The 19313-nt window shown below is 72.5% G+C and carries 2 protein-coding genes; both read left to right on the top strand.

Annotated elements, in window-relative coordinates:
* Positions 1-69: 69 nt before the first annotated feature.
* A complete protein-coding gene (locus D7V93_RS07135) occupies positions 70-17283 on the top strand; it encodes a non-ribosomal peptide synthase/polyketide synthase (RefSeq protein ID WP_120642658.1) in 17214 nt (5737 codons plus the stop codon).
* Positions 17276-19313 (top strand): type I polyketide synthase (locus D7V93_RS07140; RefSeq protein WP_147451068.1); only part of this gene is annotated, 2038 nt, incomplete at its 3' end. The genes D7V93_RS07135 and D7V93_RS07140, both read left to right, overlap by 8 nt.

Genomic DNA, 19313 nt, shown 5'->3' on the forward strand with positions numbered 1-19313 from the left:
TCGCCCTCATAGCTTAAGCTGCGCGCCGCTCATCAGCGAAGGGACCCAGGCTTCTTCCAGCCCCACACCATGGCACCTCTCTCCGCGCGAACCTCCCCGGCTGCGACGCTCCTGGAGCTGCTCGAAACCCGGGCCCACGCTCTGGGAGAACGGCCCCTCTACACCTTCCTCGAAGATGGCGGGGACGACTCGGTCCTGAGTCATGCCGGGCTGGACCTGCGGGCCCGGCGCATTGGCGCCGCGCTGCAGTCGCTGGCCCAGGCAGGCGAGCGTGCCGTGCTCCTCTACCCGCCGGGCCTGGAGTACGTCGCGGGCTTCTTTGGTTGCCTGTACGCCGGGCTGGTGGCCGTGCCCGCCTATCCCCCGGACCCCACGCGCCTGGACCGGACGCTGCCCCGGCTGCGCGCCATCATCCGTGATGCCCGCGCGAGCGTCGTGCTCACCACCTCCTTCATCCAGGAGATGGGCGAGGGGCTCTTCGAGGGCGCACCCGAGCTGGCGGCGCTGCGCTGGGTGGCCACCGATGCGCTGCCCGAGGGGACCGAGGCGGGCTGGCGGCGCCCGGCGCCCACGTCGGACACGCTGGCCTTCCTCCAGTACACGTCCGGCTCCACCGGCGACCCGAAGGGCGTGCGGCTCAGCCACGGCAACCTGCTGCACAACCTGGGGTTGATCTCCCACGCGTTCGAGGTCCGCTCGGACAGCGTGGGCGTCATCTGGCTGCCGCCGTACCACGACATGGGGCTCATTGGCGGCGTCCTCCAGCCGCTGTACGCGGGCTTCCCCGTGGCGCTGCTGTCGCCGCTCGCGTTCCTGCGCCGCCCTCGCTTCTGGCTGGAGTCGCTGTCCCGCTTTGGCGGCACCATCAGTGGCGGCCCGTGCTTCGCCTTCGACCTGTGCGTGCGGAAGGTTCCGGCCTCGGAGCGCGAGGGACTGGACCTGCGCCGCTGGGAACTGGCCTTCTGCGGCGCGGAGCCCATCCGCCCGGAGGTCATGTCGCGCTTCGCGGAGGCCTTCGCACCCTCGGGCTTCCAGCGCGAGGCCTTCTATCCCTGCTACGGGCTCGCGGAGGGCACGCTCATCGCATCGGGCGGGCGCAAGGGCGAGGGCGTCCTCACCCGCACCTGGGACTCCGCGGCGCTGGAGCGGAACGAGGCGTTGGAGGCCCCTGACGGCCCCGGTGCGCGCCCACTGGTGGGGTGCGGCCGGACGTTGCCGGACCAGACCCTGCTCGTGGTGGACCCGGAGACGCGGCGACCGTGCCCTCCTGAGCGGGTGGGGGAGATCTGGGTCTCCGGCCCGAGCGTCGCCCAGGGCTACTGGGAGCGGCCCGAGGAGAGCGAGGCGGCCTTCGGCGCGCGCCTGGCGGATCCGGACGATGGGACCCGGTTCCTGCGCACGGGTGACCTGGGCCTGCTGCGGGCCGGCGAGCTGTTCGTCGCGGGCCGGCGCAAGGACCTCGTCATCCTGCGCGGTCGCAACCTGCACCCGCAGGATCTGGAGCTGACACTGGAGCGCAGCCACGCGGCGCTGCGGCCCGGCTGTGGCGCGGCGTTCTCCATCGATGTGGGCGGCGAGGAGCGGCTCGCGGTGATGTACGAGGTGGACACTCGCAAGCCCTGGACGCCGGAGGACGTGGTGGGCGCCGTGCGACGGGGCCTGTCCGAGGCGCATGAGGTGCAACTGCACACGCTCGTCCTCATCGAGCCGGGCGCACTGCCCAAGACGTCCAGTGGGAAGATCCAGCGTCGCGCCTGCCGGGCGGAGCTGCTCGCGGGGACGGCCCGGGCACTCCTGACCTGGAGCGCGACGGACGCGGAGCCTTCGACCGGGGAGGGGAGCGCTCCGGTGGTGGCTTCCGAGCCTGTCACCGTGGAGGAACTGGAGGCGTGGCTGTTGGCGCGGATCGCCGCTCGGCTCCGGGTGCGTCCGGAGGCGCTTGCTCGGGATGTGCCCATCACGTCCTTCGGTCTGGACTCGCTGGGCGCCGTGGAGCTGGCGAACGACGTCGAATCCCTCGGCACCGTCCTGCGCATGGAGGTCCTGCTCCAGGGGCCTACCGTGGCGGAACTCGCGCGGACGGTCTTCGCGGCGCGTGGCATGGCCACCGGCTCCGGGCTGATCCGCGCGGAAGAGGCCACGCCCGCTCCGCTCTCCTCCGCGCAGCAGCGGCTGTGGCTCTTCGAGCAGCTCGAGCGTGGGAGCCCCGCGTATCACCTCCCCGCGGCGGTCCGGCTCACGGGCGCTCTGGATGACGCGGCGCTGGAGCGCGCCTTCGCGGCGCTCGTCTTCCGGCACGCGGCCCTCCGGGCGACGTTCCACGAGGAGGATGGCACTCCCCTCCAGGTGACCTCTTCCGTTCCGGCTCCGGCGTTCCGGCGCGTGGACCTCCGCGAGCTTCCAGCGGGGGAACGTGAGACCGCGGCGATCCAACGGGCTCAGGAGGAGGCGCGTGCTCCCTTCGACCTCGCGCGGGGACCGCTGCTCCGGGCCACGCTGATCCGCCTGGACGCGGGAGATCATCTGCTCGTCGTGGTGATGCACCACATCGCTTCCGACGGAGCCTCGTTCGGCATCCTGGCCCGGGAGCTGAGCGTGCTCTACGGAGGCGGGGCTTCGCTGGCTCCGCTGGCCTTCCAGTATCCCGACTTCGCGCGCTGGCGCCGCGAGCGCGAGACGGAGGGCGCACTCGCTGCTTCGCTCGACGGGTGGAAGGCGCGGCTGGCCGGTGTTCCCGTCGCCCTGGAGCTTCCGACGGACCGGCCTCGTCCCCCCACGCCTTCCTATCGTGGCGGTCGTGTGGCGCTGCACCTTCCGGAGTCGCTCACGGTCCGGCTGGAGTCACTGGGGCGGAGCGAAGGTGCCACGCTGTTCATGACGCTGCTGGCGGCGTTCGAGGTGCTGCTCGCACGCCACTCGGGCCAGGAGGACTTCTGTGTCGGAACTCCCGTCAATGGACGGGAGCGGGCCGGACTGGAAGGGCTCATCGGCTGCTTCCTCGACCTCGTGGTCCTCCGTGCGTCCCTCTCCGGCGCGCCCCGGTTCCGTGAGCTGCTGGGGCGGACCCGGGAGGTGGCGCTCGATGCGTTCGCCCACCGCGACGTTCCCTTCGAGCGGTTGGTGGAGGCCATCCAGCCTGCTCGGGATCGCTCCCGTGCTCCGTTGTTCCAGGTGTTGTTCGTGCTCCAGCCAGAGCCCGGTGCTGGACTTGCGCTGCCCGGCCTGGAAGCCCGCCGTGTGGAGATGGATCCGGGTGCCACGCCGTATGACCTGACCCTGTCCCTTGCTCGGGGCGCGGAGGGACTGGACGGCTGGCTTGAGTACGCCACCGACCTCTTCGATGCGGACACCGCCACGCGACTGGTGGCGCGGCTGCATGTGTTGCTGGAGGGCATTGCCGCGGATCCGGATCAACGCATCTCCGCGCTTCCGCTCCTGCCGGAGTCCGAGCGGCGGCAGGTGCTGGTGGATTGGAACGACACGCGCACGGACTTCCCGGACGCTTGCCTCCACACGCTCATCGAGGCGCAGGCCGCGCGTACTCCGGACGCTGTCGCGGTGGTGTGCGGTGACGAGGTGCTCACGTACCGCGCGCTGGACCGTCAGGCCAACGCGGTGGCGTGGCGGCTGCGCGAGCAGGGCGTGGGGCCGGAGTGCATCGTGGGCTTCTGCGCGGATCGCTCGGCGGACCTCGTGGTGGGGCTCCTGGGCATCCTCAAGGCGGGCGGGGCGTACCTTCCGCTGGACCCCTCGTACCCCGAGGCCCGACTCGCCCTCATGCTGGAGGACTCCGGTGCGGCGGTGGTGCTCGCGCACCGGCACCTGGCGGCAGCACTCGCGTTCGGGGGACGGACGGTGGTGCTGCTGGATGCTCCGGGTGAGGCGGACGCGGCGCCTCCTTCTGACGTGGGACCTGGCAACCTCGCCTATGTCCTCTACACCTCCGGCTCCACCGGCAGGCCGAAGGGCGTGCTGATTCCGCACCGCAACGCCGCCAGCTTCTTCACGGGCATGGACGCGCGCGTGGGCACTACGCCGGGCACGTGGCTCGCGGTGACCAGCGTGTCCTTCGACATCTCCGTGCTGGAGCTGCTCTGGACGCTGGCGCGGGGCTTCAAGGTCGTCGTGCAGGGAGAGCAGGGGAGCCTCGCGGCCGCACCGCGCCGGGCGGTCCGCTCGCGCCGCAAGCCGCTGGGCTTCAGCCTCTTCTACTTCGCCGCGGACGAGGGCGCCCCGGACGGGGACCGCTACCGGCTGCTGCTGGACAGCGCGCGCTTCGCGGACCGTCATGGATTCGAAGCGGTGTGGACTCCGGAGCGGCACTTCCACGCCTTCGGGGGGCTCTATCCCAACCCCTCGCTCACGGGCGCGGCCATCGCGGCCATCACCGAACGCGTGGCGATCCGCGCCGGCAGCGTCGTCCTTCCGCTGCACCACCCGGTGCGCGTCGCCGAGGAGTGGTCGCTCGTCGACAACCTGTCGAAGGGGCGCGTGGGCATCTCCGTGGCTCCAGGATGGAACTCGGATGACTTCGTCCTCGCTCCGGACCGGTATGCGGAGCGCCGCGAGCGGTCACGCCAGGACCTGGACACCGTGCGGCGGCTGTGGCGCGGCGAGGCCCTGAGCCTGCCCAATGGCTCGGGCGTCCCGGTGGAGGTCCACATCCACCCGAGCCCCGTGCAGCGCGAGCTGCCCGTGTGGCTCACCGCCGCCGGCAATCCGGACACCTTCCGCGAGGCGGGCCAGCTGGGCGCGGGCGTGCTCACGCACCTGCTGGGCCAGCGGTGGGACGAGCTGCGGGAGCGCATCGCCCTCTACCGCGAGGCCTGGCGCGCGGCGGGCCATGCGGGCGAGGGCCATGTGACGCTGATGCTCCACACGTTCGTGGGGCATGACGTGGAGCGCGTGCGCGAGACGGTGGAGGGACCGCTGCGCCGCTACCTGAGCACCTCCGCGGACCTGATGCGTGGGCTGGGGCGGACCCTTGGGGTTGATCTGGATCCGGCCTCCGTCCGTCCGGAGGACCTGGACGCGCTCGGGGCTCGCGCGTTCGGACGCTTCTTCGAAGGGGCGGGGCTCTTCGGCACCCCGCGCACCGTCCGGGAGCAGGTGGCGCGCATCGAGTCGCTCGGCGTGGATGAGGTCGCGTGCCTCATCGACTTCGGCGTGGACACGGACGCGGTGCTCGCCAGCCTGCCCGCGCTGGATGCCGTGCGGCAGCGGTGCGAGCGGGACTTCCTTCTCCAGGCGCAGGACGGCGGCACGGTGCCCGCGCAGCTCGAGCGGCACGGTGTCACCCACCTGCAGTGCACGCCCTCACTGGCGCAGGCGCTGCTGCTGGAGCCCGGTGCACCGGGGGCGCTCGCGGGCCTGGAGCGACTGTTCGTGGGGGGCGAGGCGCTGTCGACAGCGTTGGCGGCTCGGCTGCGAGACACCGTGGGCGGAGCCCTGCTCAACATGTACGGCCCCACGGAGACCACCATCTGGTCCTCCTCGCATCGCGTGGACGACGCTCCGGGGCCGGTTCCCATTGGCACGCCCATCGCCAATACCTCGCTGTACGTGCTGGACGCGGGGCTTCGGCCCGCGCCCATCGGCGTGCCTGGTGAGCTCTACATTGGCGGTGCGGGTGTCGCTCGCGGGTATCACGCCCGGCCGGAGCTGACCGCCGAGCGCTTCCTTCCGGATCCGTTTTGCGGCCACCCCGGTGCTCGGATGTACCGCACCGGGGACCGGGCGCGGTGGCGGACGGACGGGACGGTGGAGTTCCTGGGGCGCGTGGACCACCAGCTCAAGGTCCGTGGCTTCCGCGTGGAGCCTGGAGAGGTTGAGTCCGTGCTCGCCCGGCATCCGGGTGTGGCGCAGTCGGTGGTGGTGGCGCGAGAGGACGTGCCCGGGAGCGCGCGACTCGTGGCGTATGTCGTGCCGCGGCCGGAAGCGGTGCTGTCCCTGGAGGCACTGCGGGACTTCGCCCGGCGGTCGCTCCCCGAGCACCTGGTGCCCTCGGCGATGGTTTCGCTCGCCGCGCTCCCGCTGACTCCGAATGGAAAGGTGGACCGCAAGGCGCTGCCCGCTCCGGAGGGTGCGCGTGATGCGGCCCGGGAGTACGTGGCTCCTCGCACGGAGACCGAACGTTTGCTGGCGGAGCTGTGGTCCTCGCTGCTGGGGGTGGAGCGGGTCGGCGTGGATGACGACTTCTTCGCGCTGGGCGGGCACTCGCTGCTCGCCACCCGGGCCGCGTCCCGGATCCGCGAGTCGTTCGGGGTGGACCTGCCCCTGCGCGAGCTCTTCGATTTTGCCACGCCCGCATCGCTTGCCGCGCGCCTGGAGGCCCTGCCTCGGGTGGTGTCTCGCGTGCCTCCGCTGGTGCCTCGGCCGCGCGAGGGCGCACTGCCCCTGTCCTTCGCCCAGCAGCGGCTCTGGTTCCTGGAACAACTGGAACCGGGCGGCGGTGCCTACAACGACGCGGTGGCCGTCCGCATGGAGGGCTCGCTCGATGCGCAGGTGCTGGAGCGCTGCCTCCGCGAGGTCGTCCGGCGCCATGGTGTCCTCCGCGCCACCTTCCATGACGAGGAGGGCACTCCTTCCTGGCGCATCGCTCCCGAGGCGCGGCTCTCGCTGACTCGAATGGATCTGACGGTGCTGTCGGAGCCGATGCGGGCCGAAGCGCTTTCACGGCGCGCGGAGGAGGAGGCCCTGCGGGCCTTTGACCTGGGCTCGGGGCCGCCGCTGCGTGCCACGCTGTTTCACCTGGATGCACATGAGCAGGTGCTCCTGCTCGTGCTGCACCACCTGGTCTCCGATGGCGGATCCCTGGGCGTGCTGGTGCGCGAGGTGGCGGTGCTCTACCGCGCCTTCTCCGAGGGCAAGCCCTCTCCGCTGCCGGAGCTTCCACTCCAGTACGTGGACTTTGCGGCGTGGCAGCGGGACTGGCTGCGCGGCGAGGTGCTGGCGGCGCAGCTGTCGTACTGGCGGACCCGGTTGGACGGCGCGCCCCGGGCCCTGGAGCTGCCCACGGATCATCCGCGTCCGGCGGTGCGCAGCAGTCGCGGTGCGAACCGGAGCGTGCTCCTGGGCGCGGAGCTGTCGCGCGGGCTGAAGGGGCTGGCCTCGCGTGAGGGCGCCACCCCCTTCATGGTGCTGCTCGCGGGCTTCTCCGCGCTGCTGTCCCGCCATGGCGGGCAGGAGGACCTGTGCGTGGGCACCCCCGTGGCGGGCCGCGACCGGACCGAGCTGGAAGGGCTCATCGGCTGCTTCGTCAACACGCTGGTGCTCCGGGTGTCGCTCGCGGGGGAGCCTTCCTTCCGTGAGCTGATTGCCCGCGCTCGGGAGACGGTGCTGGGCGCGTTCGCGCACCAGGACGCGCCCTTCGAGGAGCTGGTGAAGGCGCTCCAGCCCGAGCGCGACCTGGGCCGCAGCCCGCTCTTCCAGGCCATGCTCGTGCTGCAGGAGGACCCCCTGCCGGAGATCGCGATGCCGGGCCTCCGGCTGCGCGTCCTGGAGCAGGAGAGCCGCACGGCGAAGTTCGACCTGCGGCTCATCCTCACGGACACGGCGGAGGGCTTCGTCGCGAACCTGGAGTTGAGCACCGACCTGTTCGAGCCGGACACCGCCTCGCGCCTCCTGGGGCACCTGCGCGTGCTGCTGGACGCGGGCGTGCGCGACCCCGAGCAGCGCGTGCGCGACCTGGAGCTGATGCCTCTGGAGGAGCGACACCGGATCCTGGTGGAGTGGAACGACACCCGGCGCGCCCGTGCGGAGGGGGACGTCCTGCACCGCCTCATCGAGGCGCAGGTGGACCGCACGCCGGACGCGATGGCGGTAAGCTTCGAGGGCGTGGCGCTCACGTACCGTGAGTTGGATCGGCGTGCGAACCAGCTCGCGCGGTACCTGCGTGCCCGCGGCGTGGGTCCGGACGGGCGGGTCGCGCTGTGCGCGGAGCGGTCGCTGGAGATGGTGGTGGGGCTCCTGGGCATCCTCAAGGCGGGCGGGGCGTACGTGCCGCTTGACCCGGAGTACCCCCGCGAGCGGTTGGAATACATGCTCGCGGACGCGGCGGCGCCGGTGCTGCTCACCCAGGCGCGGCTCGCGGCGGGGCTGCCTCAGGGCGGCGCGGCCGTGGTGTGTCTGGACTCGGAGTGGGACGCGGTGGCTCGCGAGGGCTCGGAGCGTCTCGATGTGGCGGTGGAAGGGAGCGGACTGGCGTACGTCATCTACACCTCGGGCTCCACCGGGCGGCCCAAGGGGGCGATGAACACGCACGCCGCCGTCTGCAACCGGCTCCTCTGGATGCAGGAGGCCCATGGGCTGGACGCGAGCGACCGCGTCCTCCAGAAGACGCCGTTCAGCTTCGACGTCTCCGTGTGGGAGTTCTTCTGGCCGCTCATGACGGGCGCGCGGCTGGTGATGGCGCGGCCCGGGGGCCACCGTGAGCCCGCGTACCTGACGGGTGTCATCGAGGCTGAGCGCATCACCACGCTGCACTTCGTGCCGTCCATGCTCCGGCCCTTCCTGGAGGAGCCGGGGCTGTCGGCGTCCTGCGCCACCCTGAGGCGCGTGTTCTGCAGTGGCGAGGCGCTGCCTCCGGACCTGCGGGATCGCTTCTTCTCGTGCGTGGGCGCGGAGCTGCACAACCTCTACGGCCCCACGGAGGCCGCGGTGGACGTGACGGCGTGGGCCTGCGGGCGCGAGGACACGCGGCCGCTCGTGCCCATCGGGCGGCCCATCGCCAATGCGCGGATGTATGTGCTGGATGCGCGCCTGCGGCCGGTGCCGACGGGTGTGCCGGGCGAGCTGTTCATCGGGGGCGCCCCGTTGGCGCGTGGCTACTGGCAGCGGCCGGAGCTGACAGCCGAGCGCTTCATCCCGGACGCCTTCGCTTCCACGTCCGGTGCGCGGATGTACCGCACGGGGGACAAGGCCCGCTTCCTGGCGGACGGCTCCCTCGAATACCTGGGACGGCTGGACGACCAGGTGAAGGTGCGTGGCTTCCGCATCGAGCTGGGTGAGATTGAAGCGGTGCTGTCGCAGCACCCGGGCGTGCGGGCGGCGGCCGTGTCGGTGCGAGAGGACGTCCCGGGGGATCGGCGCCTCGTGGCTTACGTGGTCCCGTCCTCCAGCGGGATCCAGGGCTTGGAGCTTCGCGCCTTCCTCGGGGAGCGGCTGCCCGAGCACATGGTGCCTTCGGCCTTCGTCACCCTCGACGCGCTTCCGCTGTCTCCCAGCGGGAAGCTGGACCGACGCGCGCTCCCCGCGCCGGAGCGGGGACCGGCCGGTGGCGGCGCTGACTTCGTCGAGCCCCGCAGCGAGCTGGAGCGTCAGCTCGCGCGCATCTGGGCGGGCGTGCTGGGCGTGGAGCGGGTCGGGGCGGAGGATCGCTTCTTCGAGCTGGGCGGTGACTCCATCCTCGCGCTGCAGGTGATCTCGCGCGCTCGACAGGCGGGCCTCCACCTCACGGCGCGGCAGCTCTTCCAGTACCCGACGGTGGCAGGGCTGGCCCGGGTGGCGGCGAGCGCCCGGCGCGTGGGGGAGCAGGGGCCGGTGGTGGGGCCCGTCCCGCTCACACCCATCCAGCGGTGGTTCCTCGAACGTGAGCTGCCCGAGGCGCATCACTTCAACCAGGCGCTGCTGCTGGAGACGCGCGAGCCCGTGGACGCCGAGGTGCTGGCGCGGGCGCTGCGGGCCCTCGTGGACCACCACGATGCGCTCCGGCTGCGGCTGACCCTGGGGGCGAAGGGGTGGGAGCAGTCGGGTGCGGAGCCGGGTCTGGACGTTCCGCTCGGTCGCGTGGACCTGTCCGGGCTGTCGGAGGTTGAGCAGGCCGTGGAGATGGAGCGCATCGCCACGGAGGCGCAGGCGGGAATGGATCCGGTCGAAGGGCGCCTCGTGCGCGCGGTGCTGTTCGACCGGGGCCCTGGGAGGACCGGCCGGTTGCTGCTGGTCATCCACCACCTCGCGGTGGATGGCGTCTCCTGGCGCGTGCTGCTGGAGGATCTGGAGACCGCCCTGCGCCAGCTTGGCGGTGGCGAGTCCGTGGTGCTTCCGGCCAAGACGACGTCGTTCCAGGCGTGGGCGCGGCGGCTGGAGGCGCATGCGGCGTCGGCGGCCGTCGCGGAGGAGCTGCCCTTCTGGCGCGAGGAGCTGGGCGCGGACCTGCGCCTGCTTCCCAGGGACCTGCCGGGAGGGGTGAACACGCAGGGCTCGGAGCGCACCGTCACGGTGGCGCTGGAGCCCGGGGTGACGCGGGCACTGCTGCGGGCGTCGACATCTGGACCGCATCCTGGCGTGGAGGATGTGCTCCTCGCGGGCGTGGCGAAGGCGCTGGCCCGGTGGACCGGGGAGCGACGGCTGCGCATCGACGTGGAGGCCCATGGTCGTGAGGAGCTGTTCGACGACGTGGACCTCTCGCGCACGGTGGGCTGGTTCACCGCGCTGTATCCCATGCGGTTGGAGCTGCTGGCGGGCTCGGAGTCCTCGGCGGTGCTGGACCGGGTGCGTGCCGCCCGTGAGCGTCGGGCGGGCAGGGGGCTTGGGTACGGCCTGCTGCGCTACCTGCGCCACGAGGAGGAGGCCGCGCCGCTGCGTGAGGCTCGGGGTTCTTCCGAGGTCCTCTTCAACTATCTGGGCCAGCTCGACCCGGGCACGCGGGACACGGCGCTGTTCACGCTGGCCTCCGGATCCACCGGGCCTTCGCAGGGGACGCGCGGGCCGCGGAGCCATGTGCTGGAAGTGGTGGCGCGTGGGGTCGGTGGACGCCTGGAGCTGACGTGGCACTACAGCGAGGCGCTGCATGCTCGCGCGACCATCGAGGCGCTCGCTCGGGACTGCGCCCGGACGCTGACGGAGCTCGCGGAAGCGGGGGAGGAGCGCCATCCGCTGTCACCGCTCCAGCACGGCCTGTTGTTCCAGGTGTTGCTGGAGCCCGGCACGGACGCGTACTTCGAACAGTTGGGTTGGACGCTCGCGGGTCCGCTGGATGCCGGAGCGCTGCGGAGCGCGTGGGCGGCGGTGGCCGAGCGCCACCCCGCACTGCGGACGTCCTTCCGGTGGGAAGGCCTGGAGGAGCCGCTCCAGGTCGTCCACGCACGCGTGGAGTTGCCCTGGGCCGAGCACGACTGGCGCGCGCTCCCCGCCACGGAGCAGTCCCGGGCCCTGGAGTCCTTCCTGCGTGAGGACCGGGCGCGAGGCTTCGAGCTGTCGCGTGCGCCGTTGATGCGGCTGGCGCTGATCCGCCTGGAGGACGGTGCCTGGCGGTGCGTCTGGAGCTTCCATCACCTGCTGCTGGACGGGTGGAGCCTGGCGCGGGTGCTGGGCGAAGTGCTCGACGCGTACGCGGTGATCGCGCGAGGCGGGGCCTGGCGTCCACCCGCCGTGGCGGACTTCCGCGCCTACTTCGAGTGGCGGGGCCGCCGTCGCCCCGAGCAGGACGAGGCCTTCTGGCGCGAACAGCTCGCGGGCATCGAGGCCCCGACGCCGTTGCCGGCGGAGGGTGGCTCCGAGCGTGCGAGTGGGCCCGGAGAGCACGAGCTGGCACTGAGCGAGGCGGACACCCTCGCGCTCCAGGACTTCGCGCGTCGCCACCGGCTGACGCCGAGCACGCTGGTCCACGGCGCGTGGGCGCTGCTGTTGTCGCGGTATGGCGGCGGCGACGACGTCGTCTTCGGGACGACGCTCGCGGGTCGGCCGGCGGAAGTGCCGGGCATCGAGGAGGCGGTGGGGTTGTTCATCCACTCGCTCCCGGTGCGCGCCCGCGTGCGGCACTCGGCGGGGCTGCTGCCCTGGCTGCGCGAGCTCCAGTCCGTGCTGGTGGAGTTGAACCAGCGCGAGCCCGTCCCTCTCACCCGGCTCCAGGGCTGGAGTGAGGTGCCCCGGGGCACGCCGCTCTTCGAGAGCCTTCTCATCTTCGAGAACTACCCCGTGGACGCTGCGCTCGCCCGAGGCGCGGCCGGGCTGGAGGTGCGGGACGTCGCGGTCTTCGAGCGCACGCACTACCCGCTGACCGCGGTGGTGCTGCCGGGTCGCTCGCTGCGCCTGAAGCTGCAGCACCGGCCGGAGCGCATCCGGGGCGACGCCGCGGCGAGACTGCTCACGCACTGGTCCACGCTCCTGCGGGAGATGATCGCCAGACCGGAGCAGCGGCTCGGTGAGGTGTCCCTGCTGTCCCAGGCCGAGCGCCACCGGGTGCTGGTGGAGTGGAACGCCACCGCGACCGCGTACCCGCGCGAAGCCACGGTGCATGCGCTGTTCGAGGCCCAGGCCGCGCGGACGCCCGAGGCCCTCGCGGTGGTCTACGGCGCGCACTCGCTCACCTATGCCGCCCTGGACTCGCGGGCGAACCAGGTGGCCCACCGGCTGGGCGCGCTGGGCGTCCTGCGCGGATCCACCGTGGGCCTCTGCGTGGAGCGCTCGCTGGACCTCGTCGTGGGGATGCTGGGCATCCTCAAGGCTGGCGCGGCCTACGTGCCGCTGGACCCGGCGTACCCGCGCGAGCGACTGGCGTGGATGCTCGCGGACGCCGGGGCGCGGGTGCTGCTCACCCAGGAGCGGATGCGGGAGGCCCTGCCCACGGAGGGCGTGCGGGTGCTCACGCTGGACGGTGACCCGACGCTGGAGGCCCTTCCTGGCGTGGAGGCTCCCATCTCCGGAGCCGGCTCGGAGGATGCCGCGTACGTCATCTACACGTCCGGCTCCACGGGGACACCCAAGGGCGTCTGCGTCCCGCACCAGGCCGTGGTCCGGCTGGTCGTGGAGACGGACTTCATCCGCGTGTTGCCGGAAGACCGCGTGGCTCAAGCCTCCAACGCTTCCTTCGACGCGGCCACGTTCGAGATCTGGGGAGCGCTCCTGAACGGTGCGCGCGTGGTGGGCGTGGACCGGGAGACGGCGCTCGCGCCCAGGGCCTTCGCCACATGGCTGAAGGACGAGGGCATCCGGGTCCTCTTCCTCACCACGGCCTGGTTCAACCAGGTGGTCGCCGAGGCGCCGGACGCCTTCCGCGGCCTGCGGCAGCTTCACTTCGGCGGTGAGGCGGTGGACCCGAGGCCCGTGCGCCAGGTCCTTCGCGAAGGTCCTCCCGGGCGGCTGCTGCACGTCTATGGCCCCACCGAGAGCACCACCTTCTCCACGTGGCACCTCGTCACGGAGGTGCCGGAGGGGGCCACGTCCATCCCCATTGGCAGGCCGCTGGCGAACACGGTGCAGTACGTGCTCGACGCGGCCATGGCCCCGGTGCCGCCGGGCGGAGTGGGGGAGCTGTGGCTCGGTGGGGACGGGCTTGCCTGGGGCTACCTGGGACGGCCGGAGCTGACGGCGGAGCGCTTCGTGCCGCACCCGTTCAGCACGCGTCCCGGAGCGCGGCTCTACCGCACGGGCGACCGGGTCCGGCTGCTCTCCGAGGGCGCGGTGATGTTCGTGGGTCGCGTGGACACGCAGGTGAAGGTGCGTGGCTTCCGCGTGGAGCCGGGAGAGGTCGAAGCAGCGCTGCTGCGCCACCCGGCGGTGCGGCAGGCCGCCGTGCTGGCGCGAGAGGATTCAGTGGGTGGCTCACGGCGCCTCGTGGCCTATGTCGTGCCTTCGGCGGAGGACGCCGCCGCGCCGTTGGCTTCGCTCCTGCGCGCCTTCCTCACCGAGCACCTCCCCGCGTACATGGTGCCTTCCGCCTTCAGCGTGCTGGAGCGCCTGCCGCTCACGCCCAACGGCAAGGTGGACCGCCGCGCGCTGCCGGAGCCCACCGGGTTCGAGCTCGCGAACAGTCCGGCCGAGGGCTTCACCGCGCCGCGAGACCCCGAGGAGGAGTGGGTCGCGGGGCTGCTGCGCGAGCTGCTCGGCGTCCCCCGCGTCGGTGCCCATGACAGCTTCTTCGAACTGGGCGGCCACTCGCTGCTGGCCACGCGCGTCGTCGCGCGCATTCACGCTCACTTCGGCGTGTCCCTGTCGCTGCGGGACCTCTTCGAGGACCCGACCGTGGCGCGACTGGCCGGGCGCATCCGCGAGGCCCGGCGGTCCGCGGGGACCGTGCGCCCACCGCCCATCGTCCGCGTGCCCCGGAATGGCCCCCTGCCGCTGTCCGCGATGCAGGAGCGTCTGTGGCTGCTGGAGCAGCTCCAGCCGGGCACGGCCCTCTACAACGTCCCCTGGGCGGCGTGGCTCACGGGGCCGCTGGACCTGACCGCCCTGGAGCAGGCCCTGACCGGGCTGTGCCTCCGTCACGAGGCGCTGCGGACCACCTTCTCGAGCCACGAGGGCGAGCCGGTGCAGGTCATCCACCCGAGCGTCGCCCTGTCGCTTCCCGTGGTCGACCTGTGCGGCCTGCCGGAGACGGAGCGCGAAGCCCAGGCCGTGCGCGCCGCTTCGGAAGAGCTTCGCCGCCCGTTCGATCTGGCCCACGGGCCATTGATTCGCGCGCTGCTGATCCGCACGGGTGAGCACTCGCACCTGCTGGTCCTCACGCTGCACCACATCATCTCCGACGGGTGGTCCCTGGGCGTGGCCGTCCGGGAGCTGTCGGCGCTGTACGGGGCGCACCTGCACGGCCGGCCCTCACCGCTGCCCGAGCCCACGCTCCAGCCCGCGGACCACGCCGCGTGGCAGCGCGACTGGCTCCAGGGCGAAGCCCTCACCGCACAGGTCGGCTATTGGCGGAAGCAGCTCGCGGGCGCGCCGCCCGTCCTGGAGCTGCCCAAGGACTTCCCCCGTCCCGGCCTGCAGCGCTTCCGGGGGGACCTCCTGGCCGTGCGCCTCCCGGCCGGGCTCTCCGACGCGTTCCGCGCCCTCTGCGGTCGTGAGGGCGTCACCCCGTTCATGGGCCTGCTGGCCTCCTTCCAGCTCCTGCTGTCCCGCGTGTCCGGCCAGGAGGACGTGTGCGTGGGTTCGCCCATCGCCGGCCGGCAACAGCCCGGGCTGGAGGAGTTGATCGGCTTCTTCGTCAACACGCTGGTGCTGCGCGCGCACCTGCCCCGGACACTCACCTTCCGCGAGCTCCTGCGCCAGGTGCGGCAGACGACGCTGGACGCCTACGCCCACCAGGACGTGCCGTTCGAGAAGCTGGTGGAGGCGCTGCAACCGCCTCGCAGCCTGAGCCACGCGCCGCTGGTGCAGGTGGTGCTCGCGCTCCAGGAAGGCACGCGGCGGGACGTCGCGCCCGAGGGCCTGGCCTTGCGCCCCGTGGAGCTGGGCTCGGGCACGTCGAAGTTCGACCTCACGCTCTCCCTCTCCGACTCGCCAGACGGTTTCGCCGGGACGCTGGAGTACGACGCGGACCTCTTCACGCCGCAGACGGCCGCGCGGTTGATGAAGGGGCTCCGGCTGCTCCTGGAGGGCGCGGTGGCGGACCCCGGCCAGCGCCTGGGCGAGCTGCCGATGATGGACGCGGCGGAGCGCCAGCGCCTGCTGGTGGAGTGGAACGACACCGCGGTGGACTACCCCCGCGAAGCCTGCCTCGCGGTGCTCTTCGAGGCGCAGGCCGCGCGCGCGCCGGACGCGGTGGCGGTGGAGTGCGAGGACGCGCGGCTGACGTACGCAGATCTGGACCGGCGGGCGAACCAGCTCGCGGGGTATCTGATCAAGCGCGGCGTGGGCCCGGGGACACCCGTGGGCCTGTGCGTGCAGCGCTCGCTCGAGCTGGTGGTGGGGATGCTCGGCATCCTCAAGGCCGGTGGCGCGTACGTGCCGCTGGATCCCACCTATCCGCGCGAACGACTGGCCTTCATGGTGGAGGACTCGCGCCTGCCCGTGGTGCTGGCACAGCGGTCGGTGTTGGAGCTGCTGCCTTCCGGCGACGCGGCGGTGGTGCTGCTGGACGAAGCCTGGAGCGAGGTGGCGCGCGAGTCCGAAGCTCCGCCCCGCGTGACGGTGCCGGGGGAGTCGCTGGCGTATGTCATGTACACGTCGGGCTCCACGGGACGGCCCAAGGGCGTCTGTGTCCCGCAGCGCGCGGTGGCGCGGCTGGTGCTGGGCTCCCGCTTCGCGCGGTGGGGGGCGGACGAGGTCTTCCTCCAGCTCGCCCCCATCTGCTTCGACGCCGCCACCTTCGAGCTGTGGGGCGCGCTGCTGCATGGCTCGAAGCTGGTCCTCTTCCCGCCCCGGACGCCCACGGTGGACTCGCTCCAGGACGTGCTCACGCGCCACGGCGTCACCACGCTGTGGCTGACGGCCGCGCTCTTCGAGGCCATTGGCGCCGCGAAACCGGACGCGCTGGACGGGGTGCGGCAACTGCTGGCGGGCGGTGACGTGCTGCCCCCGGCCGTCGTGCGCGAGCGGCTCTCGCGCGGTGGCGTCCTGGTCAACGGCTATGGGCCCACCGAGGGCACCACCTTCACCTGCTGCCATGTGATGGAGGGTTCTGTCGCGGAAGGTGCCATCCCCATCGGCCGGCCCATCGCCAACACGCGCGTGTATGTGGTGGACGGCGGGCTGTTGCCGGTGGCGGTGGGCGTGCCGGGCGAGCTGCTCATCGGCGGGGACGGCCTGGCCTGGGGCTACCAGGGGCGGCCGGAGCTGACGGCGGAGCGCTTCGTGCCGGACCCCTTCGCAACGGAGGCGGGCGGGCGGCTGTACCGCACGGGCGACAGCGTGCGCTACCGCGAGGACGGGACGCTGGAGTTCCTCGGGCGCCTGGACGCGCAGGTGAAGGTGCGCGGCTACCGGGTGGAGCCCGGCGAGGTGGAAGAGGCGCTGCGCAAGCACCCGGGAGTCGCCGAGGCGGTGGTGGTGGCCCGGCCGGATCCGGCGGGAGGCAAGCGATTGGTGGCCTACGCGGTGCCCCGGTCAGGGGAGACGCTGGAGCCTCGCGCGCTGCGGGCCTTCCTGGCGGAGTCGCTTCCCGAGTTCATGGTGCCTTCGGCGCTGGTGCCGCTGTCCGCGCTGCCGCTCACCCCGGTGGGCAAGCTGGACCGCGCGGCGCTGCCGGAGCCGGACGTGGCGCGCCCGGCCGGGAGCACCTTCGCGGAGCCCTCCACGGCGCTGGAGCGTCAGGTGGCGGAGCTCTGGGCGAGGGTGCTCGGCGTGGAGCGGGTCGGGGTGGAGGACCACTTCTTCGCGGACCTGGGCGGCAGCTCCATGTCCGTCGTCAAGGCGTGCGCATTGCTGCGCGACACACTGAAGCGCGACGTCCCGGCGACGCGCTTCTTCGAACATCCCACCGTCCGCGCGTTCGTCATGTCCCTGGAGCGGGACGGCGAGACGGCGGCGGATACCCAGGACAACGAGGCCCACGTGGATCGCGCCCAGCAGCGGCGGCAGGCGATCCGGCGGCAGGGCCGGCGAGGGAATCACGGCAATGACTGAGGGTGACGACGTGCAGGGCGAAGACACCGGCAACGACATCGCGGTCATCGGCATGGCGGGGCGCTTCCCGGGCGCCCGCGACCTGAAGGACTTCTGGAACAACGTCCGAGGGGGCGTGGAGTCCATCTCGTTCTTCTCCGAGTCGGAGCTGGAGCGCTCGCCGCTCCTTCCAGAGGAGCTGTGGAACCACCCGCGCTTCATCCGCGCCGGCGGCATCCTCGAAGGCGCGGACGGCTTCGACCACGGCTTCTTCGACATCCCCCTGCGCGAGGCGCAGTGGATGGATCCGCAGCAGCGCGTGTTCCTCCAGTGCGCGTGGGCGGCGCTCGAGGACGCGGCGTATGACCCCACGCGCTACAAGGGCCGCATCTCGCTCTACGCGGGCGCGGGCGCGTCGGGCCACCTGCTGAACCTGCTGGGCGAGGCGCGCAAGGATCCGGGGGCTGGCCTGGAGCTGGCCACCGCGGGCCCGGAGAGCCTGGCGATGAAGGCGTCCTTCAAGCTCCAGCTCCGGGGCGAGAGCATCGCCGTGTACACCGCCTGCTCCACGGGGCTCGTGGCCATCCACATGGCCTGCCAGAGCCTGCTGACGCGACAGTCGGACATCGCGCTCGCCGGCGCGGTGCGCATCGCCAGCCCCCAGCGCACGGGCTACCTGCACCAGGACGGGCTCATCTTCTCGCCGGACGGCCACTGCCGCGCCTTCGACCACCGCGCCGGTGGCACCGTCGCGGGCAACGGCGCGGGCGTGGTGGTGCTCAAGCTGCTCGCGGACGCGCTGCGCGACGGCGACACCATCCGCGCGGTCATCAAGGGCTCCGCCGTCAACAACGACGGCCAGCAGAAGGTCGGCTACACCGCGCCCAGCATCGAGGGCCAGACGGAGGTCATCGCGGACGCGTTGGCCTACGCGGGCCTGGGCGGTGACGACATTGGCTACGTGGAGGCCCATGGCACCGGCACGTCGCTCGGGGACCCCATCGAGATCGCCGCGCTGACGCGGGCCTTCCGCAAGACGACGGAGCGGACGGGCTTCTGCGGCATCGGCTCGCTCAAGACGAACCTGGGGCACCTGGACGCGGCGGCCGGTGTGGCCGGCCTCATCAAGGTCGTGCTGTCGCTCCAGCACGGCGAGCTGCCGCCGAGCCTCCACTTCGAGCGTCCCAACCCGGAGATCGACTTCGAGCGCAGTCCCTTCTTCGTCAACACGGCGCTGAAGCCGTGGCCGCGAGGGGACGCGCCGCGCCGGGCGGGCGTGAGCTCCTTTGGCATTGGCGGCACCAATGCCCACGTCGTGGTGGAGGAGGCTCCCGCGCAGGCGGAGCACACGCGCGGTCATCGCCCGCTGCACGTGGTGACGCTGTCCGCGCGCACGCCGTCCGCCCTGGAGGCGATGGCGCGAAATCTGGCCTCGCACGTGGAAGCCGCGCCAGGCCTGGCGATGGAGGATGTGGCCTTCACGCGCAACGTGGGCCGCCGCGCCTTCGAGCACCGCCGTGCGGTGGTGGCGGCGGACGGCGCCGAGCTGGCGGAGCGGCTGCGCAAGCCCGCGGTGGTGGAGGCGGGCCGCAATCGTCGGGTGGCCTTCCTCTTCCCGGGGCAGGGCGCGCAGGCGGTGGGCATGGGCCGTGAGCTTCACGCGGCCGAGCCGGGCTTCCGCAAGGACGTGGACGCGGCCCTGGCCCGGCTGGAGCCGTCGCTCGCCACCGAGGTGCGCGCGCTCCTCCTTCCCGCGCAAGGCCAGGAGGAGGCCGTGGCCCGGAAGCTTTCGGACCCCCGCGTGGCGCTGCCCGGGCTCTTCATCGTGGAGCACGCGCTGGCCCGGCTCTGGATGTCCTGGGGCGTGCGGCCCCAGGCACTCCTGGGGCACAGCTATGGCGAGTACGCCGCGGCGTGTGTGGCCGGTGTGCTGTCGCCCGAGGACGGACTGCGGCTCGCGGTGGTGCGGGGCGCGCTGATGGCGCGGATGCCCCCCGGGGCGATGCTCGCGGTGGCGCTGGAAGAGGCGGAGGTGCTGCCGCTGCTCGGGG

Source organism: Corallococcus llansteffanensis, assembly GCF_003612055.1.
GTDB lineage: Bacteria > Myxococcota > Myxococcia > Myxococcales > Myxococcaceae > Corallococcus > Corallococcus llansteffanensis.

Coding starts and splice junctions, on each gene's coding strand:
- D7V93_RS07135 (WP_120642658.1), top strand. CDS start 70: ATGGCACCTCTCTCCGCGCGAACCTCCCCGGCTGCGACGCTCCTGGAG.